General features: G+C 74.0%; 22 protein-coding genes. 12 read left to right on the top strand and 10 right to left on the bottom strand.

The genetic code is table 11. From position 1 onward, the window contains the following. Nucleotides 1-142: 142 nt before the first annotated feature. Complete coding sequence (locus ACFVVL_RS21160) at nucleotides 143-1,648, top strand: GAF domain-containing protein (RefSeq protein WP_387677375.1); 1,506 nt, start codon at nucleotides 143-145, stop codon at nucleotides 1,646-1,648. Between the two features lie 43 nt (nucleotides 1,649-1,691). On the opposite strand, the gene ACFVVL_RS21155 is transcribed toward ACFVVL_RS21160, so the two are convergent. Further along, nucleotides 1,692-2,228, bottom strand: coding sequence for an SsgA family sporulation/cell division regulator (locus ACFVVL_RS21155; protein ID WP_380298361.1), 537 nt, complete (start codon nucleotides 2,226-2,228; stop codon nucleotides 1,692-1,694). 504 nt (nucleotides 2,229-2,732) lie between these two features. On the opposite strand from ACFVVL_RS21155, the gene ACFVVL_RS21150 reads away from it, so the two are divergent. Together ACFVVL_RS21150 and ACFVVL_RS21145 are read left to right on the top strand one after the other, a co-directional pair. Next, nucleotides 2,733-4,142, top strand: coding sequence for a hypothetical protein (locus ACFVVL_RS21150; RefSeq protein WP_387677372.1), 1,410 nt, complete (start codon nucleotides 2,733-2,735; stop codon nucleotides 4,140-4,142). A gap of 147 nt (nucleotides 4,143-4,289) precedes the next feature. Further along, nucleotides 4,290-5,579: a TerD family protein gene (locus ACFVVL_RS21145; RefSeq protein WP_387677370.1), complete on the top strand. Its 1,290-nt coding sequence runs from the start codon at nucleotides 4,290-4,292 to the stop codon at nucleotides 5,577-5,579. Nucleotides 5,580-5,637: 58 nt separating this feature from the next. Here ACFVVL_RS21145 and ACFVVL_RS21140 read toward each other — a convergent pair whose 3' ends face one another. The 3 genes from ACFVVL_RS21140 to pruA all read right to left on the bottom strand — a co-directional run bounded on the left by ACFVVL_RS21140 (nucleotide 5,638) and on the right by pruA (nucleotide 9,205). Next, entirely contained in the window at nucleotides 5,638-6,345 is a 708-nt protein-coding gene (locus tag ACFVVL_RS21140) for an RraA family protein (protein WP_387677367.1), read from the bottom strand. A gap of 152 nt (nucleotides 6,346-6,497) precedes the next feature. Further along, nucleotides 6,498-7,427, bottom strand: a complete 930-nt coding sequence (locus ACFVVL_RS21135) for a proline dehydrogenase family protein (protein ID WP_387677365.1) — start codon at nucleotides 7,425-7,427, stop codon at nucleotides 6,498-6,500. Nucleotides 7,428-7,576: 149 nt separating this feature from the next. Beyond that, complete coding sequence (gene pruA, locus ACFVVL_RS21130; RefSeq protein WP_380288473.1) at nucleotides 7,577-9,205, bottom strand: L-glutamate gamma-semialdehyde dehydrogenase; 1,629 nt, start codon at nucleotides 9,203-9,205, stop codon at nucleotides 7,577-7,579. 188 nt (nucleotides 9,206-9,393) lie between these two features. Between pruA and ACFVVL_RS21125 the strand changes: the two genes are divergently transcribed. Then, nucleotides 9,394-10,995: a PucR family transcriptional regulator gene (locus ACFVVL_RS21125; protein WP_380288475.1), complete on the top strand. Its 1,602-nt coding sequence runs from the start codon at nucleotides 9,394-9,396 to the stop codon at nucleotides 10,993-10,995. A gap of 46 nt (nucleotides 10,996-11,041) precedes the next feature. Here the strand turns inward: ACFVVL_RS21125 and ACFVVL_RS21120 are convergent, their stop codons facing one another. Next, nucleotides 11,042-12,523, bottom strand: a complete 1,482-nt coding sequence (locus ACFVVL_RS21120; protein WP_387677361.1) for an alkaline phosphatase PhoX — start codon at nucleotides 12,521-12,523, stop codon at nucleotides 11,042-11,044. 285 nt (nucleotides 12,524-12,808) lie between these two features. Then, nucleotides 12,809-13,972 (bottom strand): hypothetical protein, encoded by a 1,164-nt coding sequence (locus ACFVVL_RS21115; protein ID WP_380288479.1) that lies wholly within the window; start codon nucleotides 13,970-13,972, stop codon nucleotides 12,809-12,811. Between the two features lie 244 nt (nucleotides 13,973-14,216). Between ACFVVL_RS21115 and ACFVVL_RS21110 the strand changes: the two genes are divergently transcribed. Continuing rightward, complete coding sequence (locus tag ACFVVL_RS21110) at nucleotides 14,217-14,663, top strand: VOC family protein (protein ID WP_380288481.1); 447 nt, start codon at nucleotides 14,217-14,219, stop codon at nucleotides 14,661-14,663. 71 nt (nucleotides 14,664-14,734) lie between these two features. Here ACFVVL_RS21110 and ACFVVL_RS21105 read toward each other — a convergent pair whose 3' ends face one another. Beyond that, on the bottom strand, nucleotides 14,735-16,348 hold the full coding sequence (locus ACFVVL_RS21105) for a hypothetical protein (protein WP_387677358.1): 1,614 nt from the start codon (nucleotides 16,346-16,348) through the stop codon (nucleotides 14,735-14,737). 335 nt (nucleotides 16,349-16,683) lie between these two features. On the opposite strand from ACFVVL_RS21105, the gene ACFVVL_RS21100 reads away from it, so the two are divergent. The 4 genes from ACFVVL_RS21100 (at nucleotide 16,684) to ACFVVL_RS21085 (ending at nucleotide 20,562) form a co-directional block, all read left to right on the top strand. After that, the gene (locus tag ACFVVL_RS21100; RefSeq protein ID WP_380288483.1) at nucleotides 16,684-18,015 is read left to right on the top strand and encodes an MFS transporter; all 1,332 of its coding nucleotides are present in this window, start codon (nucleotides 16,684-16,686) and stop codon (nucleotides 18,013-18,015) included. Nucleotides 18,016-18,266: 251 nt separating this feature from the next. Further along, nucleotides 18,267-19,478: a helix-turn-helix domain-containing protein gene (locus tag ACFVVL_RS21095; RefSeq protein ID WP_387677355.1), complete on the top strand. Its 1,212-nt coding sequence runs from the start codon at nucleotides 18,267-18,269 to the stop codon at nucleotides 19,476-19,478. Between the two features lie 91 nt (nucleotides 19,479-19,569). Then, entirely contained in the window at nucleotides 19,570-20,046 is a 477-nt protein-coding gene (locus ACFVVL_RS21090) for an ATP-binding protein (protein WP_387677352.1), read from the top strand. Nucleotides 20,047-20,082: 36 nt separating this feature from the next. Continuing rightward, nucleotides 20,083-20,562 carry an NUDIX domain-containing protein gene (locus ACFVVL_RS21085; RefSeq protein WP_387677349.1) on the top strand — a complete coding sequence of 160 codons (480 nt, stop codon included), beginning with the start codon at nucleotides 20,083-20,085 and terminating at the stop codon, nucleotides 20,560-20,562. A gap of 186 nt (nucleotides 20,563-20,748) precedes the next feature. On the opposite strand, the gene ACFVVL_RS21080 is transcribed toward ACFVVL_RS21085, so the two are convergent. Further along, nucleotides 20,749-21,234, bottom strand: a complete 486-nt coding sequence (locus ACFVVL_RS21080) for a MerR family transcriptional regulator (RefSeq protein WP_387677347.1) — start codon at nucleotides 21,232-21,234, stop codon at nucleotides 20,749-20,751. A gap of 25 nt (nucleotides 21,235-21,259) precedes the next feature. On the opposite strand from ACFVVL_RS21080, the gene ACFVVL_RS21075 reads away from it, so the two are divergent. From ACFVVL_RS21075 to ACFVVL_RS21065, 3 genes are all read left to right on the top strand, one after another. Beyond that, the gene (locus ACFVVL_RS21075) at nucleotides 21,260-22,693 is read left to right on the top strand and encodes an MFS transporter (RefSeq protein ID WP_387677344.1); all 1,434 of its coding nucleotides are present in this window, start codon (nucleotides 21,260-21,262) and stop codon (nucleotides 22,691-22,693) included. A gap of 131 nt (nucleotides 22,694-22,824) precedes the next feature. Then, a complete protein-coding gene (locus ACFVVL_RS21070) occupies nucleotides 22,825-23,688 on the top strand; it encodes a hypothetical protein (protein ID WP_387677342.1) in 864 nt (287 codons plus the stop codon). A 41-nt stretch (nucleotides 23,689-23,729) separates the two neighbouring features. Then, nucleotides 23,730-24,845 (top strand): serine hydrolase domain-containing protein, encoded by a 1,116-nt coding sequence (locus ACFVVL_RS21065; RefSeq protein WP_387677339.1) that lies wholly within the window; start codon nucleotides 23,730-23,732, stop codon nucleotides 24,843-24,845. 59 nt (nucleotides 24,846-24,904) lie between these two features. Here ACFVVL_RS21065 and ACFVVL_RS21060 read toward each other — a convergent pair whose 3' ends face one another. Next, entirely contained in the window at nucleotides 24,905-25,279 is a 375-nt protein-coding gene (locus tag ACFVVL_RS21060; RefSeq protein WP_376088450.1) for a metal-sulfur cluster assembly factor, read from the bottom strand. Nucleotides 25,280-25,302: 23 nt separating this feature from the next. Beyond that, nucleotides 25,303-25,755 carry a Fe-S cluster assembly sulfur transfer protein SufU gene (gene sufU, locus ACFVVL_RS21055; protein WP_380288504.1) on the bottom strand — a complete coding sequence of 151 codons (453 nt, stop codon included), beginning with the start codon at nucleotides 25,753-25,755 and terminating at the stop codon, nucleotides 25,303-25,305. Nucleotides 25,756-25,763 lie beyond the last annotated feature (8 nt).

The following is a 25,763-nucleotide window of genomic DNA, read 5'->3' as shown; positions in this document are numbered from 1 at the left end:
GGAATTCCTTGGCATGACCACTCTTGTACCGTCTGGTATTCCGAGTTGGCAGACACCATCCCCAGGAACCGGTGGCGCCCGTACTCTTTCGTCAGCGCGTCGGCCCCGGCGCGCCCTCGAACGGCGGCGAGGAGCGACACGAGTGCGGCAGCCCGGACGGCAGACCCGACGGCCCGAACGTCGAACCCCGCAGAGCGCGGCCGAACTGGCCAGGATCCACGAGCGGGCCCTCGCCGAGGCGGCCGCCCGCAGCGCCAACCGGGACACCGCCGCCCCCGAGGACCCGCCCTTCCTCCAGCCCCGCCCCGAGATCGGCGACTCCTGGGAGCGCCTGCGCCGCCTCGGCCTCGACCCGGACTCCGGCGCCGACGCCGTCCACCTCGGCCCCGCCGAGATCGAGCACCTCCGCCGGAGCAGCGGCCTCGACCCGGTGCTGCCGATCCTCCGCGACACCCTGGTCGAACAGGCCGACCAGCCCCCGCTGATCCTCGCGATCACCGACGCCGACGGCCACATCCTCTGGCAGGAGGGCGAGCGCGGACTGCGCCGCAGCGCCGAACGGATCGGCTTCCTCACCGGCGCCCGCTGGGTGGAGGAGCGCGTCGGCACCAACGGCATAGCCGCCGCCCTGCGCGCCCGGCGCCCGATGCACGTCCACTCCGCCGAGCACTACCTGCGCAGCCACCAGTCCTGGACCTGCGTCGCCGCCCCCGTGTGCGATCCCGGCACCGGACGGCTGATCGGCGCGATCAACCTCAGCGGCCCGGCCCACTCGGTGCGCCCCTACCTGCTCCAGCTGACCGCCACCGCCGCCAAGCTCGCCGAGACCGAACTGCGCGCCCGCCGCCTGGAGTCCCTGCACCACCTGCGCACCCTGGCCGCCCCGATGCTGGCCCGGGTGAACGGCCCCGCCCTGGTCGTGGACGCGGCGGGCTGGACGGCCGCCGCGGCGGGACTGCCGCCACCGCCCCGGCTGCGGCTGCCCACCGAGGGCTGGGACTCAGCGGCCGTGCACTGGCTGCCCAGCCTGGGCGAGTGCGTGATCGAGCCGCTCGCCGACGGCTGGCTGGTCCGGCCGGTCCGGCCGCAGGACGGCGCCCCGGCCGCGCCGGGCGGCGCCGACGGTCCGGAGGCGAACACCGCCGGCCTGCTCGCCGAACAGGCCGAGGGGGCCAGGCTCCGGCTCGACCTGCGCCGCCCGGGCAGCCCCGAACTGTCGGTGCGCGGCGCGGCCGGCAGCTGGTCGCACGCGCTCAGCCCGCGCCACGCCGAGCTCCTGCTCCTGCTGGCCACCGACCGCGACGGCCTGAGCGCGGCCCAGCTGGCCGGCGCACTGTTCGGGGACCCGGGCCGCACGGTGACGGTGCGGGCCGAACTGTCCCGGCTCCGCCGCTACCTGGGCGGCCTGCTGGCCCACCGGCCGTATCGTTTCGCCGAATCGGTGCTGGTCAGCGTGGCCGGCCCGGAGGATCCGTACGACCTGCTGCCGTCCTCCTCGGCGCCCGCCGTGCGCAGGCTCCGCACCGGTCTGGCCGACGGGACGGTCCGGCTGCCCGGCACTCCGCCGTTACCGGGGCCGCGCCCTGCGGCCGACGCCTCCGCACCGGCCCGTCCCCGTTCCGCACCCCTCCCCGTGCCGCCCGCGTAACGCGTAGGGCCCGGCCGCCCCGGCCCGGCGGCGGCGGCCCCGGTCAGCGGCCGCCGGCGAGCAGTTCGGACAACTGGGCGTCGGTCGGCCCGCAGGACCGCTCGGCCTCCTCCGAGACCAGCGCGTACGTCCGGTCCAGCCAGGCCTGGACCGTCGGCCTGGAGGCCTCCAGCAGTGCGCTGCCGTGCGGCGAGTCGAGCGCCAGGTGCAACGTCGAGCCGTGGCACGGGCAGTACGCCGGCCACAGCTTGACGTCGCCCTGGCCGCTCAACGAGCGCAGGCCGTCGCGCAGCAGTTCGCGCGAGAACACCCAGTCGGCCTCGTCCGGCCGCCCCAGGTGGAACGTCAGCAGCACCTCGTACGGGCGCTCGGTGTCGAACCGGAACCGCGTACGGACCTCTCCGACCACCTCCTCGCCCAGCGAGATCCGCAGCGTCAGCACCTCCTCCACCGCCGCCGGAGCGGCGGTGGAGCCTGCCTCATCGCCGCCCGTGGGGGTAGCGGCGAGGGGGGCACTGGAGGGTGCTGGCAGCGGGTCGGGCGGCATGACGGTCTCTCCGGGACGGCGTGGGATGTCCACCAGCGTGCTCCACCGCGCGAGGGGCGGGCAAGGGTTGCAAAGGGGTTGCAATAATCCCCGCACCGACCGGTGGTCCCTTACCGGCCTTGTCAGACGGACCGTCAACTTCCGCTGGTCAAAGGGTTGTCCACGGATTGGATCAATTCCGTCCGGCCACTGGCCACCGCCCGGGGCCCCGCTGCTACGCTCGTCCCCCTGCCGGCGCACGCCCGCGCGCGCATCCGGCCGGACTCCGCACGCGCGCCCCCGCGACGACCTGGGCGGACCGCGCCCGGACGACCCCCGAACCACGCTCCCGAGCGGACCGGACCAGCCGGTACCGCACCGGAGCGGACGGGACCGGCTCCGACCGGCCCGGCGGGGATCCGACGGGCCCGGCCCGAACGCGCCGGCCGCGCCGGGGTCCGGCGGGCCGTCCGCCCGGGCCGGCGCCAGCGGCACCGCCGTCGGTACGTGGGAGAATGCGACGACCGCAACGGCGACTTCAGGGGAGGGAGGGGGCAGGTGAAGCTGTCCGACGACACCGGGCCGGACGCACCGTACGCGCACGACCGGGACCGCACGCGCCACGGCCGGCACGGCCGCCCCGGCCCGTTCGGCGGCCGCCTGCGGCTGCCCACCCTGCGGTTCTCCGGCGCCGCGATGGCGATGTCCACCGTGGTGGGCATCAGCATCGCCACCACCTTCCTGCTGAACGAGCAGCAGGGCGTCGGCCGCCGGGCCGGGGTCGCCCGGGTCGGTTCCAGCGCCCCGCCGCCCAGCTCCGGCACCTCCCCCGACGCCGCCTCGGGCCCCGGCGGCAGCACCGCCTCCGGCACCGGGACCCTCGCCGGCCAGGACTCCGCCGGCCCCGGCCCGTCGGCCGGCCGCCGCCCGGCCGCCCCGGCCACGCCCGCCCCCGGAGCGTCCGGCACCCCGGCGCCGGGCACCCGCGCCCCCGGCACCGTGCCCGGTCCGCGCGCCTCCACCCCGCCCGCGCCCCACCCCGGCGGCGGCCCCTCCACCGCCCCGCTCGCCGACGGCCGGGCGCCCCGACACGGCGTCACCGCCGGGCCCCAGGAGGACGGGACCGGCCCCGGCGGCAGTCAGGGGAGCCTGGCCGACGAGCTGACGGACGGTTCGCAGTCCGCCGACGAGCCGTTCGCGACCGACGGCACCGGCGCGCAGACCGCCCGCCGGCCCGGCGAGGACCCGGCGCCGTCCGGAGCGTCCCCGTCGCCCTCGCCGTCCCCCTCCAAGCCCGTGCCCTCCCCGTCGCCGAGCGCGCCCCGGCCGTTCGTCCCCTCCCCCTCCTCGCGCGAGTGGACCGGCGGGATCCTCGGCACGGCCGACGGCGCCACCGTCGGCAGCGACGGCACCGACGGCACCGGGGCGGGCCGCCCGGCCGGCGCCCCGGAAGAGGGCGACGACCAGGCGCTCGCCGGTACGGCCGCGGTCCAGTCGCTGGGCCGCGACGGCACCCGGCACGTCCTCGCCCTGACCGTCACCGAGCCGCTCACCGCGCTGCAGGCCGAGATCCGCCTCGCCCCCGGCACGGCGGCCCCCGGGACCGGCGCCGCCTGGACCGACCTCGCCGGGGCCGTGGTCACCAGCCATCAGGACCACGGCGCGGTGGTCTACCGCTTCACCACCCCGCCCGGCACCGACGTCCGCGCCGGCCGCTACACCTTCACCGTGCGCGGCACCCGGCCCGCCGGGCACGCCGCCCGCCCGGCCACCGCCGCCCCGCCCCGGAGCACCGACCGGCGGACCGCCGAGCGGCACGCCACCGCACGGCGCAGCCCCGAGTCCTGGAGCGCCAGCGCCTTCGGCATCGGCCGGCCGCGCGCCGTCGCCGCCCTGGGCGCCTTCGCCGCGCCGGCTCCGGTACCGGTGCCCGCACCGGCGCCGCACGCCGCCGCCCCGGCCGGCTGAGCCGCTCCGGCCGGGCCCGGCAACCCGACAGGTCAGCGCCCCGTTCGGGCTCATCCGGCCGGGCTCGTTCGTTACTGTGGTCGCCAGCCGGCACAGCCGCCCCACCGCCGGGGCCGGCGCCGTACCACCCCATCCCAGGAGGAGTTCGTGTCCACGGTCCTGACCCAAGGCGGCAACGCCCCGCTGACCGCCGCGCGGGTGACCGTCGAGGTCACCGCGCCCAAGGCGCTGGACGTTTCGGGCCTGCTGCTGACCGACGCCGGAAAGGTCCGCTCGGACGACGACTTCGTCTTCTACAACGCCCCGAACGGGCCGGGGGTGACCCACCGCCCGGCCTCCGCCGGGGTTCCGGACGCGATCATCGTCGACACCACGGCCGTCCCGGCCGGGATCACCAAGATCGTGGTCACCGCCAGCCCCGACGAGGCCGGCGCCACCTTCGCGGGCATCGAGCCGACCGCGACCGTCCGGGACGCCGCCACCGGCGCGGTGCTGGTCACCTTCACCCCGCCGCCGCTCAGCCGGGAGACCGCGCTGATCGTGGTCGAGGTCTACCAGCGCAACGGCGCCTGGAAGGTCCGCGCGGTCGGCCAGGGCTACGCCAACGGCCTGGCCGGCATCGCCACCGACTTCGGCGTCACCGTCGACGACCAGCCGGCCGCCGCCCCGGCCCCCGGGGCGGCGCCGCTCGCCCCGCCGGCGCCCCCCGCTCCGGCGCCGGCCCCGGTCACCCCTCCGCCGGCGCCCCCGGCCCCGATCGACCCCCGGCTCGCCATGGCCTCCGCCCCGCCGATGCCGCAGTCCGCGCCCCCGATGCCCCCCGCTCCCCCGGCCCCGCCCGCCGCGGCGCCGTCCTTCACGAAGGTCACCCTGGACAAGGGCCGGGTCAGCCTCACCAAGGGCGGCTCGGTCTCGCTGGAGAAGAACGGCAAGCCGTTCCTCTCCGCCGTCCGGATGGGTCTCGGCTGGGAGCCGGCCGGCCGCGGCCGCAACATCGACCTCGACGCCTCCTGCCTCGCCTTCGACGCCAAGCGCGAGAAGCTGGACACCGCCTGGTTCATGAAGCTGGGCATCTTCAACGGCGCGATCGCCCACTCCGGCGACAACCTGACCGGCGAGGGCGGCGGCGACGACGAGTCGATCACCGTCCACCTCGACGGCCTGCCGGCGGAGGTCTGCGGGCTGGTCTTCGTCGTGAACTCCTTCTCCGGCCAGAAGTTCACCGAGGTCAAGAACGCCTACTGCCGCCTGGTGGACGCCGCCACCAACCAGGAGCTGGTCCGCTTCGACCTCACCCACTCCGAGGCGCGCACCGGTGTGGTGATGTGCAAGCTGGTCCGCCAGTTCTCGGGCGAGTGGGTGATGACCGCGATCGGCGAGTACGTCGACGCCAAGACCGCCCGCGCCATGGTCAAGCCCGCCGCCGCGATGCTCTGACCCGGCCCGCACGACGGCCCGCGCCCCCGGTTCTCCACCGGGGGCGCGGGCCGTCCGCTCACTCCTCGATCGCCCCGCCGACCCGCCGCAGGTGCTGCCGGAAGCTGTACGCGGGATCGACCGCGCGGCGCTCCAGGTACGCGTCGAAGTCGGTCTGCCGGCGCAGCGTGTCGCCCGCGCGGATCCGCTCCGCCTGCGCCCGCTCGGTGCGGGCGATGCCGTCCGCCGCCTCCAGCACCTCCTCCGACCGGTCGCCGGGCACGAACAGCACGCCGTCGGCGTCCGCGAACACCACGTCCTCGACGCCCACCAGGTGCGGCCCGAACCTGGCGCTGGACAGCGCCTCCGGCTCCCGCCCGTCCAGCCGCAGCGGCCCGAGCGGCAGGGCGCCGTAGCTGAACACCGGCAGCCCGATCTCCACCAGCTCCGGGGTGTCCCGGTGCAGCCCCCACACCACCACCCCGGCGGCCCCGGCGGCCCGCGCCTCCAGCACGGCGAGGTCCCCGATGCAGGCCTCGTCGGTCCGTCCGCCGTTGTCGATCACCACCACGTCCCCGGGCCCGGCCGCGCCGTACGCCTCCAGGAACACGTCCACGCTCCCGTAGTGCCGCACCGGCAGCACCCGGCCCGCCACCCGGCTCCCCGGCACCACCGCCCGCACCCCCGCCGGTGCCACCCGCACCGGCACACCCAGCCGCACGCACGCGTCCGCCACCAACGGCGTCGACAACTCCGCGAACCGCTTCACCACCACGTCAACTCCCATCGCCGACAGCTCGGTTCACCGCCGACAGGATCCCACGGCGCGGCCCGTCCGCGGTGGACTCCGCCGCGACACCGCGACACCGCGACGCCCTGAACGCGGCACGGCCCGCGCCCTCCGGGGGGAGGGCGCGGGCCGTTCGGTCTGCGGGTGCGTCAGCCGCGGGTGGCCATCGCGCGCAGGAAGAAGGTGAGGTTGGCCGGGCGCTCGGCGAGGCGGCGCATGAAGTAGCCGTACCACTCCTGGCCGTACGGGAGGTACACCCGCATGGTGTTGCCCTCACCGGCGAGGCGCAGCTGCTCCTCGGGGCGGATGCCGTAGAGCATCTGGTACTCGAAGGAGTCGCGCTTGCGGCCGTTCCACTGGGCCAGCTGGCCGGCGATCTTGATCATGTTGGGGTCGTGCGAGGCGATCATCGGGTAGCCCTCGCCGGCCATCAGGACCTTGAGCGCGCGGACGTACGCGAGGTCGACCTCGTGCTTGCCCTGGAAGGCGACCGACTCGGGCTCCTTGTAGGCGCCCTTGCACAGGCGCACGCGCGAACCGGCGCCGGAGAACTCGCGGCAGTCGTCCTCGGTGCGGCGCAGGTAGGCCTGGAGGACGACGCCCAGCCAGGGGAAGTCCTCGCGCAGCTCGCGGGCGATCGCGAGGGTGGAGTCGGTGGTGGTGTGGTCCTCCATGTCGAGGGTCACCGTGGTGCCGGCGTCGGCGGCCGCCTCGCAGATCCGGCGGGCGTTCTCCAGCGCGATCTTCTCGCCGTCCGCCGGGAGGAACTGGCCGACGGCCGAGAGCTTGACCGAGACCTCGGCGCCGGCGGCCAGGCCGGTCTCCTTGAGCGCCTTGAGCAGGTACTCGTAGGCCTCGGCGGTGCCGGCGGCCTGGGCGGCGTCGCGGGTGTCCTCGCCGAGGTGGTCCAGGGTGACCTTGCGGCCGGTGGCGACCAGGTCGTCGCAGGCGGTGACGGCGTCGTCGAGGGCCTCGCCGGCGACGAACCGCTCGACTATCGCGTGGGTCGGCGGGAACTTCTCGACGACGGTGCGGACCTGCGAGGAACGGGAGGCCGCGAGGAGGGCGGAACGGAGCATCGTGACTCCTGGAGCTGGTGCTTCTGAAAAGGGTGGCAGAAAGGGACGGGCGGCGGACCGGTGGGGTGGTCAGTCCGCCGCCCGTGCGAGACGCGCCCGGCTGCGGGACCGGGGCGTCAGGGGACCGCGAAGGGGTCCCGGTGGGGCACTCAGCCCATGTGCGGGTAGCGGTAGTCCGTCGGCGGGACGAAGGTCTCCTTGACCGAGCGGGTCGAGGTCCAGCGCGCGAGGTTCTGCTTCGCGCCGGCCTTGTCGTTGGTGCCCGAGGCCCGGCCGCCGCCGAAGGGCTGCTGGCCGACGACCGCGCCGGTCGGCTTGTCGTTGATGTAGAAGTTGCCGGCGGCGAAGCGCAGCTTGTGCATCGCGTGCTGCACGGCCTCGCGGTCCTGGGAGATGATCGAACCGGTCAGGCCGTAGGCCGACACCGACTCCATCTGCGCCAGCATCTCGTCGTACTTGTCGTCCTCGTAGACGTACACGGCCAGGATCGGGCCGAAGTACTCGTCCTTGAAGTACTCGCTCGCCGGGTCCTTGCAGACCAGGACGGTCGGACGGACGAAGTAGCCGACCGAGTCGTCGTAGGTGCCGCCGGCCAGGACCTCGACCTCCGGGTCGGCCTGGGCGCGGTCGATCGCGGCCTTGTTCTTGGCGAAGGAGCGGTCGTCGATGACGGCCGACATGAAGTTGGACAGGTCGGTGACGTCGCCCATGGTGAGGCCGTCGACCTCGTCGCGGAGCTCGTCCTTCAGCTCGGCCCAGATCGAGGCCGGGACGTAGGCGCGCGACAGGGCGGAACACTTCTGGCCCTGGAACTCGAAGGCGCCGCGGGTCATCGCGGTCTTCAGCACGGCCCGGTCGGCGGACGGGTGGGCGACCAGGAAGTCCTTGCCGCCGGTCTCGCCGACGATCCGCGGGTAGGTGCGGTAGCCGGAGATGTTGGTGCCGACCTCGCGCCACAGGTGCTGGAAGGTGGCGGTGGAGCCGGTGAAGTGGATGCCGGCCAGCGCCGGGTGCTTCAGCGCGACGGCGGAGACGTCCAGGCCGTCACCGGTCACCATGTTGATGACGCCCTTGGGCAGACCGGCCTCCTCCAGCAGCTGCATCAGCAGGTGCGCGGCGAACTGCTGGGTCGGCGAGGGCTTCCAGAGCACCACGTTGCCCATCAGCGCCGGGGCGGTCGGCAGGTTGCCGGCGATGGCGGTGAAGTTGAACGGGGTGATCGCGTAGACGAAGCCCTCCAGCGGGCGGTGGTCGCTGCGGTTCCACACGCCGTCCGAGGAGAGCGGCTGCTCGGCCATGATCTGGCGGGCGAAGTGCACGTTGAAGCGCAGGAAGTCGACCAGCTCGCAGGGGGTGTCGATCTCGGCCTGCTGCGCGGTCTTGGACTGGCCGAGCATGGTGGCGGCGGCCAGGGTCTCGCGCCAGGGGCCGGCCAGCAGGTCGGCGGCGCGCAGGAAGATCGCGGCGCGGGAGTCGAAGGAGAGCGCCTGCCAGGCCGGGGCCGCGGCCAGGGCAGAGTCGATGGCCTCCTGCGCGTCCGCCTGGGTGGCGTTGCGCAGGGTGCCGAGCCGAGCCGCGTGGTTGTGCGGCTGGACGACGTGGAACTCGGTGCCGCCGCCCATCCGGCGCTCACCGTTGATCGTCATGGTCAGCTGGACCGGCTCCTGGCCGCCCAGCTCCTTCAGCTTGGCCTCCAGACGGGCCCGTTCCGGGCTGCCCGGGGCGTAGCTGTGGACCGGCTCGTTCACCGGCGCGGGGACCTGGGTCACAGCGTCCATGAGCGCACGCTCTCCTTCGTTTCTTGCGGGGGGATGCCGGCGCGGGTCGCACGCCGGCCACATGACGAACGCTATTCCTGCACCGGCCCCCGCTTGATTGGCCGGACGGCTAAAATCATCCGGACGGCGTTGTCCGCCCGGATGAAGGATCGGGGTGCGAGCGCCCCGGCCGCCCCGAGGAGGCCCGTATGACCACCCCCGGCCTCCCGCTCCGGCAGCTGCTGATGTCGCTGGGCGAGCCGCTCGTCGAGCTCCAGGCCGCACCGAACGGGCTGGACGTCCCGGTGCGCGACGTCGCCATCCTCGACCCCGAGGACCCTCCGACCGCCGCCGCCGGCGAGCTGGTGCTCGCCATCGGCGCCCGCGGCCGGGCCGCGCTCCCGGCGCTGCGCGCCGCCGGGCGGGCCGGGGCCGCCGCGGTGGCCGTCAAGCTGGACGCCCCCGGGCAGGCCGACGCGCTGCGCGAGGCCGCCACCGAGGCGGGCGTGGCCCTGCTCTCGGTGCGCCGGGAGACCCGCTGGGAGCACCTCGACTCGCTCGCCCGGGCGATCATCGCCGGGCCGGACGCCCCGGACGCGCCCGGCAGCGGCGAGCACAACGCCGGCGACCTCTTCTCGCTCGCCCAGACCGTCGCCGTCCTCACCAACGGCATCGTCTCGATCGAGGACACCTCCAGCCGGGTGCTCGCCTACTCCCGTTCCTCCGACTCCGACGAGGTCGACGACCTGCGCCGGCTCTCCATCCTCGGCTGGCAGGGCCCCGAGCCGTACCTCTCCAAGCTCCGCGAATGGGGCGTCTTCCAGCACCTGCGCACCTCGGACACCGCCCTCGCGGTCGACCCGCACCCGGAGCTGGGCCTGCGCCGCCGGCTGGCGATCGGCATCCGGGCCGGCGCCCAGCCGCTGGGCACCATCTGGGTCCAGGAGGGCTCCCAGCCGCTCGCACCGCTCGCCGAGCAGGCGCTGGTCGGCGCGGCCCGGGTCGCCGCGGCCCAGCTGGTGCGCCGGCGCCGGGAGCTGTCCGCGGACGTCCGGCTGACCCAGACCCTGCTCACCGGCCTGCTGGAGGGCTCCACCGGCCCGCAGTCGCTCGCCACCCACCTCGGCCTCGACCTGCGCCGCCCGGCGACCGTGCTGGCGTACAGCGCGGGCACCACCGAGCAGCTGACCCGGGCCGAGGTGACCGGCCTGATCTCGGTGCACACCGCGGCCCGGCACCGCGCCGCGCTGCTCGCGCCGATCGAGTCCCGGGTCTACGTGCTGCTGCCCGAGCTGCCCGCCAACCTGCCGATGACCACCGTGCGCGACTGGGCGCAGGAGGTGGTCGAGGCGGCCCGCGACCACCTGGGCGTCCCGCTGCGCGCGGCGATCGGCTCGACGGTGGAGGGCCTCGCCCTGGTGCCCGAGTCGCGCGCCCAGGCGGACCGGATCCTGGACGCGATGGGCCGCGGCGGGGTGGACCTGGAGGTCGCGGCGCTGATCGACGTCCAGGCGGAGGTGCTGGTCAGCGAGATGCTGGCGCTGCTCCAGGAGCGCGGCGGCCTGCGCGACCCGCGGCTGACCGCGCTCGCCGAGTACGACCGGCGGCACGGCACCCGGCTCGCCGAGTCGGTGCTGGCCTGGCTGGACGCGCTCGGCGAGGTCCGGGTCGCGGCGGACGCCCTGCACATCCACCCGAACACCCTGCGCTACCGGGTCCGCCGCGCTGAGCAGCTGACCGGCATCGACCTGGCCCAGCCGCAGCAGCGGCTGCTCGCCATGCTCCAGCTGCGGCTGCCCGCGGACACGTGAGAGGGGCCCGTTCCGGGGAACGGGCCCCTCTGCTCGGCGATCGGGATCAGGCGCCGTAGCCCTGGCCGCGCTTGTGCTCGTTCAGGCGGTGCCACGGGCCGGTGATGGCCAGCTGGATGCCCGGGGTCTGGATGTTGGCGAAGAGGGTCTTGCCGTCGTCCGAGAAGGTGACGCCGGTGAACTCGCTGAACTCGGGCTTCTCGGCGGTGCCGATGTTCAGCTCGTTGCGGGCGATGGCGTAGGTCAGGCCGTCCTCGGTGGCGCCGAACAGGTGCGAGACGCCCTCGCCGTCCTCGGCGATCACGATGCCGCCGTAGGGCGAGACGGTGATGTTGTCCGGGCCGTCGAAGTTGTCGTGGTCGCCCCAGACGTCGGTGTTGACGCCCAGCAGGACCTTCAGGGTGATGGTGCGGCGGGCCGGGTTGTAGAACCAGACCTGGCCGTCGTGCTGCACCGGGCTCTCGGAGCGGGCGAAGCTGGAGACGAAGTAGAAGCCGCCGTCACCCCACCACATGCCCTCCAGCTTGCGGGCGCGGGTGACCTCGCCGTCCTTGAACTGCTTGCGGATGGAGACGGTCTTGGCGTCGCGGTCCCCGACCTTGACCCAGTCCACGCCGTAGGTGGTGCCGACCTTGGTGGCGCGGGACAGGTCGTCGATGAACTTGCCCTGGGCGTCGAAGACCTTGAAGGCCTCCAGCACACCGGCGTCGGCGGCCAGCTTGCGCAGCTGGTAGCGGCCGTGCTTGAAGCCGGCCGGCGGGGTCCAGCGGAACAGCAGGCCGTTGGGGTTGCCCGCGTCCTCGGTCAGGTAGACGTGGCCGCGCTTCGGGTCGACGACGACGGCCTCGTGGGCGAAGCGGCCGAACGCCTTGACCGGCTGCGGGTCGCGGTTGTAGTCGTCGTCGAACGGGTCGACCTCGAAGATGTAGCCGTGGTCCTTGGTGAAGCCGTTCTTGCCGGCCTTGTCCTCGGTCTCCTCGCCGGACAGCCAGGTGCCCCACGGGGTGACGCCACCGGCGCAGTTGGTGGCGGTGCCGGCGATGCCGACCCACTGCTCGACCTTGCCGTTGGCCTTGGCGTGCACGATGGTGCAGCCGCCGGCCGCGCCCGGGTCGTAGACGTGGCCCTCGGTCAGCGGGACCGGGTTCGGCCAGTTGGCGCGGGCGCCGCCCAGCTCGTGGTTGACGACCAGCAGGTTGCCGCCGCGCTCGTCCTCGAACGCCGAGGTGCCGTCGTGGTTGCTCGGGGTGAACTCACCGGTGCGCAGCTTGCTGACGCCGGCGCGGTTCAGGACCTTGTACTTGAAGCCCTTGGGCAGCGCGAGCAGGCCCTCCGGGTCGGCGACCAGCTGGCCGTAGCCGACGGCGACGCGCTCGGCGGCGGCGGCCTCGGCGACCGGCACCTCGCCACCGGCCGGAGCGGCGATCGCGCCCGGCGCGCTGGCCAGGGCCTCGGCGCTGCCGGCGATCAGAACGCCGGCCCCGACGATGGTGGAACGGTTCACGAAGTCCCGGCGGGACAGCGACATGGCAGTCACTCCTGAGGGGTGGGCCGCCGACCGGGGAGCTCCCCGGTGCGAGGCCGTGCGAGGTGTCGAGGTGGTCGTCGACGCCCAGCAGACTCGGCCCGCCCGGTGAACGGCCGGTGAAGCGGACGCCTCGTCGGAGTGGTCATTTGCCGACCTTATGCGAACCCATGACCCACCCTTTGCCCCGTCACCACTGGTCACACCGCGGGTCGGCCCGCCGTCACCCGCCGTTCGGCCTCCGACCGCCCGCCGGCCCGGCGCCCGCCGGCCCGTCAGCCCGTCGGCTCAGCGTCCGCCGGTCCGCGCCGTCCGCCACTGCTCCCAGGCCGCCAGCCACAGCCGCTCGCCCATCCCGTGCTCCCCGCGCTCCCCGGCCCGGACCTGCTGCCAGGCGCGCTGCGCCGGCACGCTCGCCACCTCGCTGGCGAACACCGTGTACCGGATCGACTCCTCGACCGCCGCGTCGCCCTCCGGCGTGCCCACCACCCAGTGCGTCAACTGGGAGAGCCGGCCGAGCTGTTCGACCATCGCGGCGACCGCCTCGGCCGCCTCCGTCCGGCTCTCCGAGGCCAGCCGCATCTGCTGGCGCACCGCCGCCTCCCAGCGCACCGCGCCCGCCTCGGCGCGCGCCCCCCGGGGCGGGCGGGGCGGGCGTCCGGAGCGCAGCCGCGCCTCCACGGCGGCGGCCTCGGCTATGCCGTGGGAGATCACCGCCCGGTGCGCCTCCAGCCCGGTGACCGGGGTGAGCTCGCGCCGCTCCACCGGCAGGTGCCGGCCGCGGCGCACGGCCAGTTCGCGCAGCAGCGCGGTGCGGCCGCTCAGACAGTGCTCGTGGTCGCGGAGCCGCGCCAGATCGACGCCGCCCGGCGGCACGCCGCGCCCGCAGACCGTGACGGTCAGCCCGTCCACCCGGAACCGGCCCGCCCAGACCGGCTCGGCCCCGGCGATCGGGCAGCAGCCGGGCAGCGCCGCGCCGGACCACGGGCCGCGCCGGTCCTCGTGCACCTCCAGCGCGCAGGCCACGCCGTCCACGGTGATCCACTCGCGCAGCGCCCGGACCCGGCCGGGGGTGTCGCCCTCGTCGACGCCGAGCTGCTCGTAGACCCGGTCGCGCTCGTCCTCGACGACGTCCTCCAGCTCCGGCAGCGGCTCGTACCGGTCGGCGCCCGGCCGGTGGGTGCGCACGGTGATGTACGGGCCCTGCGGCGAGGTCCAGTCGCCGAAGCCGACCTCGACCCAGCCGGGCGCGCCGCCGTCCGCGCCGTAGGCGACCAGCGCCGCGCCGCCGAGGTCCGGCACGGACACGACGCCGTACACCGGGAAGTCGGCCGCGACGAGGGTGCGGCGGGCGAGCTCCTCCTGGACGGCGAGGAACTCCTCCAGGTCGCCGGTCCCGGATCCGTCCGGACGCCCGTCCAGGGGCTCCCCCGGGTGGTCGTACGGGTCCACCGTCCCCGCACCGTCCCCGTACCGGCCGTCCCGGCCCCCTCCGCTCGCCCGCGTCACCCGCGTCGCACCCCCTGTCCTCGCCGTCCCGCCGCGCCGTCGGCACCGCGCCGTCGACACCCGGGCAACGATACGTGCCCCGAACTGCCGGGTCATCAGGCCCTTTGCCCGCCGGGCCGATCGGGTGCCCCACCGGACGGCCCCGTCCGGGGCGCCGCTGTCGGTCCCCCTCCCTAGGCTGGCGGGCATGACAGCGACCACGTCCTTCCCGGCCCGGCTCAGCATCGTCACCCTCGGTGTGACCGACCTCGACCGCAGCGCCCGCTTCTACGAGGCGCTCGGCTGGCGCCGTTCCGCCGCCTCCAGTCCCTCGATCGTCTGGTTCCGCACCGCCGACTCGGTGCTCGGCCTCTTCCCGCACGACGAGCTGGCCGCCGACGCGGGCGTGCCGTCCGCCGGCGAACCGGCGTTCCGCGGCGTCACCCTCGCCGTGAACCTGGAGTCCCCGGCGCTGGTGGACGCCGCCCTGGGGACGGCGGTGGCGGCCGGCGCCATCGTGGTCAAGGCCCCGGCCGCCACCGACTGGGGCGGTTACTCCGGGTACTTCGAGGACCCGGACGGCCACCTCTGGGAGCTGGCCCACAACCCGTTCTTCGCCTTCACCGAGGACGGCTCGCTCGACCTGCCGAACTGACGGCGGGCTCGGCGGCCCCGGGAGCCCGGCGCCGGGAGCCCGCCCCCAGGGGCCCGGCCCCTGGACGCGCCTCAGCCCCGCGAGCGCGCCTTGAACGCCGCCTTGCGGGCCTCCTTGGCCACCGCCCGGTCCGGATGCAGCTCGCCGACCGCCTCCAGCACGTCCGCCGTGTAGGGGTGCTCGACCCGCCACAGCTCGCCGAAGTAGCCCACCGGCTCGTCCGTCACCGGCAGCTCGGTGACCAGGTCGCGCAGCTGGTCCGGATCGCCACCGGTGTCCAGCAGCTGGGCCGCGAAGGCGTCCACGACCGTCCACAGCGCCATCGCCCGGTCCGGCACGGGCACGTCCGCCACCCCGAGCGACACCAGCCAGGCCCGCGCGCCGCCGCCCAGCTCCGGGTCGTCCAGCACCTCCCGGGCGGCCGGCTCGGCGGGCGCGCCGAGCAGGCTCAGCGCCGAGTGGCAGAGCAGCCGCCGCATCGGGGCGTACGCGTCGGTGCCGCGCGCCGCCGCGAGCAGCTCGCGCGCCGCCGCCACCGGCTCCCGGCCGGCCACCCAGACCTTCAGCTCCTCCTCGGGCAGCACGTTGGCGGCCTCGCTGATCCCGCGGAGCAGCTCGGCCGCGTCGCCCCGGGCCAGGTCACCGACCAGCGGCGCGTCGTAGCCGTCCTCCAGCAGCCACTGGCGGATGCCGTACTGGCCCAGCGGGGTCAGCCGGACCAGCCCGAACCGGGCGGACTCCGCCTCGTCCAGCTCCGTCGGCTCCGCCCGCTCGTCCTCCCCCTCCTCCTCGTCGAAGAGCTCCGGGTCGATCGGCCGGTACTCCAGCACGCCCAGCTCGGCGAGGTCGGCGAGCATCGGGTCCAGGGCGACCATCACATCGGTGATGTCACCGAGCAGCTCGTCGCTCGGCTCCTCGCCCTCCGGGACCACCAGCAGCGCGGCCAGCACGCCCAGCGGCACCGTCTCGTTGCCCGGCTCGGCGAAGGCGGTGGTCTCGTACAGCACCTGGAGCGCCTCGTCGAGCAGCTCGGCGGCCTCGTCGCGGGCGTCCTCGACCTCGTTCAGGCCGTCCTCGTCCGCCTCGTCCGCCTCCACCGCGTCCTCGGCGGACTCCAGCTCCTGGGAGTCCGCCTCCACCGCCAGCTCCCGGACGATCCCGGCGGCGGTCAGCCACAGCTCCAGGACGGTCTCGGCGTCGCCCGCCTCGGCCTGCTCCAGGTCCGGGCCGGGAATCGCGACGTGCTCGCCCGCCGCCGTGGTGCCGATCTCGACGAGGTCGAGGTCGCAGGCCAGCGACCAGGCGCGCATCGCCTCGACCACCGCTTCCTGCGGCGCGTCCCCCTGCTCGGGGGCCAGGCCCAGCAGCCGGGCGGCCGGGGCCCGGTCCGGGCCGGCGAGGTCGCCGAACTCGTCCACCGCACGGTGCGGGGCCGTCCAGCGGGCCAGCTGCAGTGCCCAGCCGATCATCGGGACGGCCTTCGCCTGCTCGGCCAGCTCCGCCTCGGACGGCAGGGTGACCGGCGGCACCAGCACGGCCGCGTCGTCCAGGTCGTCGTCGTCCAGCCCGTGCGCGGCGAACGCCCCGTACAGATCCTGCAGCTCCAGGTCGGCGGGCAGCACCGCGCCCTCGCCCGGCGCACCCGCCGCCGGGGTGTCGGCGTTCCTACGACGTCGTGCGGCCATCGTTGCGCGTTCTCCCTACGCCGAGCGGTCAGCCGGGCCGGGGCCCGCGGAGATCACCTCCGCGTCACCGGTCCACCACCTCAGCGTATAGGCCGGGCACCCCGGACGCCCGGCCTCAAGGGGCGCGCGCCGCAACCGTGCGCCCACCCCTTATCCTTCGAAGTCGGTACCGCGCACAACCCCGCGCGCGCCGACGGGCAACGTAGCCCCCCTCTTCAAGCTCACCCGCTCCACCAGGGAGCCCGCACCGAGGCCACCACCACAGCGCCGCCAGGACGGGCGCGCCGGCACACCCCGCCGACCCGGGTGGTGCCCGGCCACAGGAGATCCCTGCCATGGCGGACCTCTCCCCCGCCGGCTCCGGCCTGCGCACCGCGCAGTTCGACGGACGCCGACTGTCGGAGGCCCTGCTTCCCCTGGAGCTCGCGCCACGCGCCCAGCTCCAGCTCTCCGCGATCAGCCGCTGGAACGCGCTGCGCGGAGTACGCGTCGGCCTCGTCGCCGCCGCCCTGCTCCTCATGCTGATCGGGGCCAACCTGGCCACGCCGATCTACTCGCTGCTCCAGCAGCAGCTGCACCTGACCGCGCTGGACACCACGATCCTCTTCGCGATCTACGTGTTCGCCCTGGTCCCGGTGCTGGCCGTGGTCGGCCACTGGTCCGACCACCTCGGCCGACGCGCCCTGATCCTGCCCGCCGTGGCACTGTCCGCCGTCGGCGACGTCGTGTTCGCGACCTCGGGCAGCTTCTGGCAGCTCGCCGCCGGGCGCGCCGTCCAGGGCATCGCGGTGGGCCTGTCGACGGGCGCCGCCGGAGCCGCCCTCGGCGACCTGATGCCGGACCACCCGGCCCGGGCCGCCAAGATCACCCTGGCCTGCTCGGCGGGCGGCGTCGCCCTCGGGCCGGTGATCGGCGCCCTGCTGGCCGGCGGCGCCGACCCGCTGCTCAGCCCGTTCCTGCTGCATTCCATCGCCCTGCTCGCGCTCTGCGTGCCGCTCGCGCTGGTCCACCCCCGCATGCCCGGCCGCAACCGCCCCCCGGCGTCCCCGCCCCGCATCACCACCCCGGCCCACCTGCGCCCCCAGCGCCCCCGGCTGCCGCTCACCGGCCGCCGCCCCTTCCTGCTCGCCGCCTCGGCCGGCTTCATCTCCTACGCGGTGTTCGGCGTCTACCTCAGCCTGGCCCCGGCCTTCGCCGCCAAGCTGCTGCACACTGACTCCAAGCTGGTCGGCGCCGTCGTCGCGGCCCTGCTGCTCGGCTCCTCGGCCGTTGCCCAGCTCCTCGTCCCGCCCACCGCGGACCGGCTGGTGATCGCCCTGGGCATGGCCGGCCTCGCCGCGGGCCTCGCCCTGGTGGTCACCGCCCAGTACACGGGCACCCCCGCGCTCCTCTTCATCGGCAGCGTCCTCGGCGGCGCCTGCCAGGGCATCGCCTTCCGCTCCCTGTTCACCACCGCCGTCGCCGCGATGAACCCCGAACGGAGGGGCTCCGAACTCTCCTCCCTCTGGATCATCATCTACCTCGGCTCCTCCCTCCCCATCGTCGCCGTGGGCGCCCTCGTCCAGGTCTACGGCCTCCTCCCCGCCACCAGCGGCTTCACCCTCCTCGCCGCCCTCCTCTGCGCCACCCTCGCCCTCGCCGTCGCCCGCAAGCCCAAGCACGGCTGACCGCAACGCCGCTGCCCGGGACTTCCCCCGAAGTCCCGGGCAGCGGCGTTTCCCGCGCATCATCCGCCTCGCCGAGCAGCCCTCCCGCCGTCCCCCACCCTCCACCCCCACCCGCCTCCCGGCGGGTGCCCGCCCCCGGCCCGGCCACGTGCCGCCCGGCGCCGTGGCACGGCGAGAACCGAAGCACCTCTGCCTGCCCCTGGGAACGGGTACCTTCCGAGTACGGCGGTGCACCCGGAAGGGGACCAGGGATGACTCAGTGGACCGACTACACCACTGGCGAGCGCATCAAGCTCCTTCGCGGGCCCGACATGACACAGGAACAGCTCGCCGAAGCATCCGGCCTGTCCGTGGCCACCATCCGCAAGGCGGAACGCAACCTCGGTGGCAGCCTCCAGACGCTGCTGCGGATCTCGGCCGCGCTGCACACGGATGTCTCGGTGATCCTCGGCCAACAAGCCCCGCGCCGTGCGATGCAGGGCGCCGACCGGGCCATGATGCGCGAGCTGTCCCGCGTCGTCCACGACACCGCCGCCGGTGTCGGCGTCGATGTGCAGCCCCCGTCCCCCGCCGAACTCGCTGCCGGACTCGCCGCCGCATGGGAGACCTACCGCTCCGGCGACTACTTGGGCGCGGGAGTCCGGGTCGCCCCGGCCTTGCGCGAAGCCGCCGCCACGCTGGAGGCCACTCCGGCCGAGCAGAGGAGCACGGCATCAGGCGTCCTCGCGGACGCGTACCGGCTGGCCGCCTACGTGGCGAACCAGTTCGGCGCCCGCGATCTGGCATACGCCGGAATCGGTCACGCCCAGCACGAGGCCGACCGCGCCGGGGACACCGTCCGCTCGGCCATGGTCGCCTCCGGCCGGTCGTGGATCTACCTGCGGGATGCCCGGCTCGACCAGGCGGAGGAGACCGCGCGCCTGTCGTACGAGTCCATCGAGCCCAGATACGGAGATCGGGATCTCGGAATGCTCGCCACCTACGGGTGGCACGTGACCTTCGCGGCCGTTGTCGCCACCCGCCAGGGGGACGTGGACAGCGCCGACGATCTGCTGTCGCAAGGGTATGCGGTAGCGGCCCGGATGGGCCGGGACGTCCGGGTGAACGGCACGGCGTTCGGGCCCACGACGGTCACCGCCCAGGCGATCGGGATCTCCGTCTCGACCAACCGTCCGGCACGGGCGTTGGGCCTGTTCGAGTCGCTCGCCGACATGAGCTCGCTCACCCCGTCCGCGCGCAACCGGATGATGCTCGACGTGGCGCTCGCGCAAGCCGAGACGCGGCAGTCGGACACCGCCCTGGACACCCTGCTCGACGTGTGCTCGGCCGCCCCCGGATGGGCGCGGCACCAGGGGCTGCCCGGGGTGATCGCACAGAAGGCGAGCGCGGGCAGCGCCACCACGGCGAAGCTGCGCAAGCTCTCGGCGATCCTCGGAACCTCCGTCATCATCAGCCAGGAGTGATACGAAGCGTCTCACTCGACACCGGTACGACTTCTGGAAGTGATACAGCCCGCCCGTTCACGAACGGTGACGGCTTCGCGACAGTGGCTGCATGCTGATGATCCATCGCCGACGCCCCGCGCTCACGCGCACATCGGGCCCGGCCACCCTCCGGCTGCCGTACACCCCCGCGTCGGCCCGCACTGCCCGCCTCCTGGTCCGCGCCAAGCTCACCGAGTGGAAGCTGCCGCAACTGATCGACGACGCCGAGTTGGTCATGTCCGAGCTGGTGGGCAATGCAGCGAGGACCGGTTGCCGGACGTCCATGCTGGTCGGCATCCGGCATGCAACCGGCGACACCGTGCGACTGCTGGTCGCGGACGGGTCGGCGATCCTGCCGGTGCTGATCGATGCCGACCCGGATGCCGAGTCCGGCCGAGGACTCCTCCTGGTCGATCAGCTCACCCGGCAGCGATGGGGCGTGATCCCCTGGCCGCGTGGCAAGGTCGTGCACGCCACTCTCTCCGTGTCGGCCGCGTGCACCGGCACGCGGCCGACACCTGGAACCCCCAAGCCTCCGGGCCGTTGAGCAGAAGGAACCCGCCCCACCCAGGAAGAAGGCGCCATGCAGCACCGAGTCCGGGCCGTCCTCCTCACTCCTCACAGCACCCTGCTGCTGATCAAACGCATCCGCCCCGGCGTCGACCCGTACTGGGTGATCGTCGGCGGCAGGGTCGAGCCGACCGACGCCGGGCCCGAGGAGGCGCTGGTGCGCGAGGTGCGGGAGGAGGTCGGGGGCGAGGCGGAGATCGTCGGCCTGCTCCACACCGTTGAGGGCGACGGCGAGCGCCAGGACTTCTACCTCGCCACCATCGAGAAGTGGAGCTTCGAGGACCGCAGCGGTCCCGAGTTCAGCCAGGAAGGCCGGGGCGAGTACCTCCTGGAGGAGATCCCGCTGACCACCGAGGCGCTCGACCCGATCAACCTCCTGCCGCCGGAGATCGCCACGGTCCTCCGCGCGGCCGTCGCCTGCCCCTCCAAGCACCCCTGGCCAGCAAAAACACCGCCGCCCCGAAACCTCCGTTTCGGGGCGGCGGCCGGCTGAGGGCGGCACGGGCTGCGGTGACAGTGTCAGCGGTCCCCCCGCGCCCGCTGCCGGGCCTGCCGTCCCACACGGCGAACAGGTGGTCAGCACGGCGCAGCAACTCGCTGATGGCGGCGTCGTGAAGACGGTCGAACTCCGCTCCGAAGGCCGGCTTGACCTTGGTCCGGCGGTGGTCCGCCGACGGGATCACGGCGACCGGTCGGCCCCCGGCGACGCCGTACGGCTCGCCGGTGTGCGGTGGGGCGCCCAGAGCTGGTCGGCGTCGCCGGCGGCGAGCCGGCCCCGGTAGACGTCGACCTTGTGAGCGATGAGTTTCAGGTCCTCCTGGAGTTCGGCGATCCTGGCGAGCACCTCGTCGTGGTGCGATTCGAGCAAGGCCAATCGCTCGCCTTCGTTGCCCCGGCCCGCCGCGACGAGTTCGGCGTAGCGGCGGATGCCCTTGATGGGCATGCCGGTCGCTCGGAGCCTGGTGCAGATGGTGATCCACTCCAGGTCGAACTCGCGGTAGCGGCGCCGGCCGCCGTGGGTGCGGTGGACGGGGCTGACGACCAGGCCGGCGCGTTCGTAATAGCGCAGGGTGTGCGCGCTCACTCCGGTACGGCGAGCAGCCTCGGCGATGCTCAGCCCCGTCTCGGGTACGGGCTCGGCACGTTGTTGGTTGACTTCGACCACGCTCTAGAACCTAGCGTCCTTGAACATGACCGACCCCATACCCGTGCTCGGTCCTCACCGCCGACTCCTGGTGCTCGCGATCTGCTGCGCCAGCGTGATCGTCGTGGTGATGGACATCTCCATCGTCAACGTCGCACTGCCGTCCATCCATCGGGACCTGCACGCCTCGGTGTCCGACCTGCAGTGGACGGTCGACGCCTACACCCTGACGCTGGCCGGATTCCTGGTGCTGGCCGGGTCCACCGCGGACCGCGTCGGCCGCCGGCGCGTCTTCCGGATCGGGCTGGCCGCCTTCGGGGTCGGCTCGTTGCTGTGCGGCCTGGCGCCGAGCATCGGTTGGCTGATCGCGGCGCGTACGCTGCAAGCCGTCGGTGGCACGATGCTCAACCCGGTGGCGCTGGCGATCGTCGCCGACACGTTCTCCGATCCAGCCGAACGGGCCCGGGCCATCGGCGTGTTCGGATCGATGACCGGCCTGTCCCTGACGCTCGGCCCGATCATCGGCGGCGCCCTGGTCGATGGCCTCGGCTGGCACTCCGTCTTCTGGATCAACGTACCGATCGTGGCCACCGTGGCCGTGCTCACCACCCTGTTCGTACCCGAGTCGCGCGCACCGCGGGCGCGCCGATTCGACCCGGTGGGCCAGCTCCTGACGATCCTGGTCCTCGGCAGCGTCGTCTTCGCGATCACCGAATCCAAGGAACTGGGCTGGTCCTCACCGGTCGTCCTGGGCCTGCTCGCCGTGGCCGTGCTCGGCGTGCTCGGGGTCCTGGGATACGAACCACGCCGGGTCGACCCGCTGCTGGAGCTACGCCTGTTCCGCAGCGTGCCGTTCAGCTCAGCGATCCTGATGGCGCTCTTCGCCCTGTGCGGGTTCGGTGCGTTCCTGTTCGTGACCACCCAGTACCTGCAGGGCGTGCGCGGCATGTCGGCGCTGACGACCGGGCTGTGCCTGCTCCCCGTCGGGACGCTGGTCATCGCGCTCTCCCCGTTCACAGGACGGCTGGTCGCCACCCACGGTCCCAGGCTGCCGCTGGTGCTCTCCGGGGGCGCGCTGGCGCTGGGCGGCGGCGCGTCCGTCTGGGTCGGACCGACGACCCCGCTGCCGACCGTGCTCTCGATCTACGCACTGTTCGGCTTCTTCCTGGGCACCGTCAACCCGCCGATCACCAACACGGCGGTCTCCGGAATGCCTCGCTCGATGGCCGGGCTGGCCGCCTCGTTGACCTCCGCCGGCCGGCAGACCGGCACCACACTGGGCGTCGCGATCTCCGGAACGATCGTGGGGTCGGCCTTGCCTCACGGCGGGACGGCGTTCAGCAGCACGGAGCGCGGAGTGTGGTGGATGGTGGCCGGGTTGGGCCTGGGCATTGCGGCCTTGGGACTGTTCAGCACCGGGGCCTGGTCCTCGGGCACCGCAGTGCGAGCTGCGGCACTGTTCAAGGAGGTGGAGCCTTGAATCCTATCAGGTAGTCACGAATTCCTCACGCTGCGTCAAATGGCGTGGTACGTTCCGTGCGCAGAGAGAAAAATGCGACCCCGGCGGTGCTACCAACACCCCGGGGTCCGGCAACAGGAGCAGACACTCCCATGCGTATCCATCGTAGCGCCCACGTGCGCAACTTCACCGTGTTGCCCAACTTCGTGTTGCAGTACCGGAAGTTGAGCTACACCGCCCGCGGTCTGCTCGCGGACCTGCTCTCCCGGCCCGATGGGTGGCGGGAGGACGGGCGGCACATGGCCGACACCAGTCCGCAGGGGCGTGGGGCCGTCCGCAAGGCCCTGAAGGAGCTCACCGACGCCGGGTACTACCACGTCGAGAAGATCCGGCTGCCCGACGGCACCCTCCGCAGCGAGGCGCACGTCTACGACACCCCGCAGCTTGCCCGGCCGGGTGTCACCCTCCCGGCGTCCGGTGGGCCGCCAACCGGCGGCGCTGGCAGTCCTGTTGTCAAGGACCGGTGCCAAGAACCCACCCTCCCGTCGGAGTCGGCCGACGACAGCGGGCGGGAGGCGGTGGACACCCTGTTCCGCGTGATCCGGGCCGAGCCACGGTTGCGTCTGGGCGAGGCCGAGGCGCGGGAACTGGCGCCGCTGGTGGGGCAGTGGTTGGCGCGCGGCTGCACCGCGGCCGACCTGGCGCACGCCCTGTTGCCGGGACTGCCCGCACCGATGCATTCGGCGGCGGCCGTGCTCCGCTATCGGTTGGAGCACAAGATGCCGCCCTGTCGGCCGGCGGAAGGGAGACGGAAAGCCAGCTACGTCGAGTGCGGCAAGTGCCATGATCCGGTGCCCGCACCGGGGATCTGCCGGGCCTGCGCCGGCCTCGTACAAGCACGAGAGGGCGGTGCTTCCGTGACAACGGCACGAGGCGTCGCGCGCGCACGCGCCGCCCTGCTGGGGACGAGAGCACCGCATGTCGAGATCTCCCCCTCGGTGGCGACCCGAGGGTGAGCGGTGCGCACGGGCGCGCCGCGGCCGAGGAGGAGAGCGGGATGCAGGAGCTCGTGCAGCGGGTCGTCGACGAGATGGTGGAGTCGGGCGAGGAGCTGGGCGTCCAGGTCGCGGTGTACCGGCACGGGGAGCTGGTGGTGGACGTCGCGGCGGGGGTCGCCGATCCGGGGAGCGGGCGGGCGGTCGGCCCGGACACGCCGTTCTACAGCGCCTCCACCGGGAAGGGGGTGACCGCGACGGTGGTGCACGTGCTGGCGGAGCGCGGGGTGATCGGGTACGACCAGCCGATCGTGGAGCTGTGGCCCGAGTTCGGGGCGCACGGCAAGCACGGGGCGACCGTGCGCCACGCGCTGACGCACTCGCTCGGCGTCCCGGCGGTGCCGGCCGGGCTCACGGTGCGGGACCTCGCGGACTGGGACGGGATGTGCGCGCTGATCGCCGGTTCCGAGCCCTGGTGGGAGCCCGGGACCAGGACCGGCTACCACGCGATGACCTGGGGCTTCGTAATGGGCGAGATCGTGCGCCGGGCCACCGGCAAGCCGGTCTCGCGGGTGCTCCGGGAGGAGGTGGCGCAGCCGCTGGGCATCGCCGACGAGCTGTTCCTCGGCGTCCCGGAGACCGAGCTCGGGCGGCTCGCGCGGCTTGAGGACGCGCCCGGTTCCGCCGAGGTGATGGCGGCGATGCCCGCCGACCTGCCGCTGTTCAGGGCCACGCCGCCCGCCGTGACGCCCAGCGCCGCGTACGGCAACGACCCCGTGGTGCTCACCTCGGACATCCCCTCGGGCGGCACGATGTCCGCCCGCGCGGTGGCCAGGATGTACGCCGCGCTGCTCGGTGAGGTGGACGGCGTCCGGCTGGTGTCGGAGGAGCGGCTGCGCGCGATCACGGCCCTGGCCACGGCCGAGGTCGACCAGCTGATCGGCTTCCCGGTGCCGCGCGCGCTGGGCTGGAACCTCGGCCGGCCCGGGGCGGACCCGCAGCGGACGCTCAGCACCTTCGGCATGCCCGGCATGGGCGGCAGCGCGGCGTACGCCGACACCGCGACCGGGATCGCCTTCGCGCTGACCAGGAACCGGTTCTTCCCCGGCCCCTCCACCGCCGTCGACCGGATCGGCGAGCTGGTCGCGAAGGCCGCCGCCGAGGCCGCAGGCAGCTGAAACGCGGGCGGCCCCTTCCCCCCGGACGAGGGGAAGGGGCCGCCCGGGAACGGCAGGCCTCAGACGTTGAAGCCGAGGGCGCGCAGCTGCTCGCGGCCGTCGTCGGTGATCTTGTCCGGGCCCCACGGCGGCATCCAGACCCAGTTGATCCGCAGGTCCTGGACGAGACCGTCGGTGGCGGTCTTCGCCTGGTCCTCGATCACGTCGGTCAGCGGGCAGGCCGCCGAGGTGAGGGTCATGTCGATGGTGGCCACGTCGGACTCGTCGATGTGGACGCCGTAGATCAGGCCGAGGTTGACGACGTCGATGCCCAGTTCGGGGTCGACGACGTCCATCAGGGCCTCGGTCAGGTCCTCGACGGAGACGGTGCCGGCGCTGGTGCCGACCGGGCCGGACGCGGTCTCCTCCGCGGGGGAGGTGGTTTCGTCGCTCATGGTGGGTGTCCTCCTCTGCGGTGTCAGTCGGTGACGGCGGGGTGCTCGGCGAGGGCCTTGGCGGTGGCGTCCTTCCAGGCCATCCAGCTGAGCAGCGCGCACTTGACCCGGGCCGGGTACTTGGAGACGCCGGCGAACGCGACGGCGTCCTCCAGCACCTCCTCGTCCCCCTCGGCCTGGCCCTTGCTCTGCATCAGCTCCAGGAAGGCCTCCTGGACCGCCTGCGCCTCGCCCACGCTCTTGCCGACCACCAGGTCGTTCAGCACCGAGGCACTGGCCTGGCTGATCGAACAGCCCTGGGACTCGTAGGAGACGTCCGTGACGGTGGCGCCGTCGAGCTTCACCCGCAGGGTGATCTCGTCGCCGCACGTCGGGTTGACGTGGTGCACCTCGGCGTCACCGTCGCGCAGCCCCTTGCCGTGCGGGTTGCGGTAGTGGTCCAGGATGATGTCCTGGTACATCGAGTCGAGCTTCATGGTCGCGT

The sequence above is a fragment of the Kitasatospora sp. NPDC058115 genome (assembly GCF_042884635.1).
In the GTDB taxonomy this organism is placed as follows: Bacteria; Actinomycetota; Actinomycetes; order Streptomycetales; family Streptomycetaceae; genus Kitasatospora.
The sequence above is the reverse complement of the archived record's forward strand: the minus strand, read 5'-3'. Positions and strand labels throughout refer to the sequence as shown.

What these genes read in the sequence shown, in the direction of transcription:
- ACFVVL_RS21140 (WP_387677367.1), bottom strand. Translation starts at nt 6,345, where the DNA reads ATGGGAGTTGACGTGGTGGTGAAGCGGTTCGCGGAGTTGTCGACGCCG.
- ACFVVL_RS21135 (WP_387677365.1), bottom strand. Translation starts at nt 7,427, where the DNA reads ATGCTCCGTTCCGCCCTCCTCGCGGCCTCCCGTTCCTCGCAGGTCCGC.
- pruA (WP_380288473.1), bottom strand. Translation starts at nt 9,205, where the DNA reads ATGGACGCTGTGACCCAGGTCCCCGCGCCGGTGAACGAGCCGGTCCAC.
- ACFVVL_RS21125 (WP_380288475.1), top strand. Translation starts at nt 9,394, where the DNA reads ATGACCACCCCCGGCCTCCCGCTCCGGCAGCTGCTGATGTCGCTGGGC.
- ACFVVL_RS21120 (WP_387677361.1), bottom strand. Translation starts at nt 12,523, where the DNA reads ATGTCGCTGTCCCGCCGGGACTTCGTGAACCGTTCCACCATCGTCGGG.
- ACFVVL_RS21110 (WP_380288481.1), top strand. Translation starts at nt 14,217, where the DNA reads ATGACAGCGACCACGTCCTTCCCGGCCCGGCTCAGCATCGTCACCCTC.
- ACFVVL_RS21105 (WP_387677358.1), bottom strand. Translation starts at nt 16,348, where the DNA reads ATGGCCGCACGACGTCGTAGGAACGCCGACACCCCGGCGGCGGGTGCG.
- ACFVVL_RS21100 (WP_380288483.1), top strand. Translation starts at nt 16,684, where the DNA reads ATGGCGGACCTCTCCCCCGCCGGCTCCGGCCTGCGCACCGCGCAGTTC.
- ACFVVL_RS21095 (WP_387677355.1), top strand. Translation starts at nt 18,267, where the DNA reads ATGACTCAGTGGACCGACTACACCACTGGCGAGCGCATCAAGCTCCTT.
- ACFVVL_RS21090 (WP_387677352.1), top strand. Translation starts at nt 19,570, where the DNA reads ATGCTGATGATCCATCGCCGACGCCCCGCGCTCACGCGCACATCGGGC.
- ACFVVL_RS21085 (WP_387677349.1), top strand. Translation starts at nt 20,083, where the DNA reads ATGCAGCACCGAGTCCGGGCCGTCCTCCTCACTCCTCACAGCACCCTG.
- ACFVVL_RS21075 (WP_387677344.1), top strand. Translation starts at nt 21,260, where the DNA reads ATGACCGACCCCATACCCGTGCTCGGTCCTCACCGCCGACTCCTGGTG.
- ACFVVL_RS21070 (WP_387677342.1), top strand. Translation starts at nt 22,825, where the DNA reads ATGCGTATCCATCGTAGCGCCCACGTGCGCAACTTCACCGTGTTGCCC.
- ACFVVL_RS21065 (WP_387677339.1), top strand. Translation starts at nt 23,730, where the DNA reads ATGCAGGAGCTCGTGCAGCGGGTCGTCGACGAGATGGTGGAGTCGGGC.
- ACFVVL_RS21060 (WP_376088450.1), bottom strand. Translation starts at nt 25,279, where the DNA reads ATGAGCGACGAAACCACCTCCCCCGCGGAGGAGACCGCGTCCGGCCCG.
- sufU (WP_380288504.1), bottom strand. Translation starts at nt 25,755, where the DNA reads ATGAAGCTCGACTCGATGTACCAGGACATCATCCTGGACCACTACCGC.